At 30.8% G+C, this 803-nt stretch carries 1 pseudogene; it reads left to right on the forward strand.

From position 1 onward, the window contains the following. Nucleotides 1–311 (forward strand): annotated as a pseudogene (locus LOK41_RS28315) (DDE-type integrase/transposase/recombinase); the annotation flags it as partial. Between the last annotated feature and the right edge of the window lie 492 nt (nucleotides 312–803).

Raw genomic sequence — 803 nt, forward strand, 5'->3', positions numbered from 1 at the left:
CGTGTTATAACAGTCGATAAGAATCCAGCTTATCCCATAGCAATTGAAAAGTTGAAAAAGAAAAAAGCATACCTGATGGTATGCAACTTAGGCAACAAAAGTACTTGAATAACATAGTAGAACAAGATCATCGTTTTATAAAGAAGCGTATCCGTTCTATGCTAGGGCTCAAATCTTTTTACACAGCTACATCCATTCTTTCTGGAGTAGAAGCCATGCATATGATTACAAAAGAACAGATTGATTTACGGAATCAGTCTGTCCAAACTCAGAAAGAATTCATTCATCAATTGTTTGGACTTGCAGCATAAGATACGATTCCGTTAGGAATATATGTACTTTATTCTCTTTTATTTTATTTTTGCACCAGAACCTTTCTCTGTACTACGTAACAAAAAAAAATACTCCTTAATTAAATTTAAATAATTAGGTTGCGGTCTATGACAGCAACCCTGTCACTACCACATATAAAAAAATAGATAAGACCAGGAACTCGATCTTATCTATGGCATAAGGAGAAACAAATAGGGTGATAACCATCACTTTTTCATTATATTACAAATGTTAATTTTTAATATTATAAATACGAATATTGGTAATATCCATATTGAGAAATTTATTACTAATTTGTTTCCGGTATCAAAAGGTACACCTTTTGGAATAAAATAAATAAGGTAAAATCTTCAAATAGATTTTACCTTATTTAATACCTTCTCTTAATTTAATTGGGTTTAGTAGGGGGCAATTTTATTTATTCTTCGTGTTTTAATATTAGACGTTCGTTTAATGGTTGAATGTCACGA

The sequence above is a fragment of the Bacillus sp. TL12 genome (assembly GCF_022625245.1).
In the GTDB taxonomy this organism is placed as follows: Bacteria; Bacillota; Bacilli; order Bacillales; family Bacillaceae_G; genus Bacillus_A.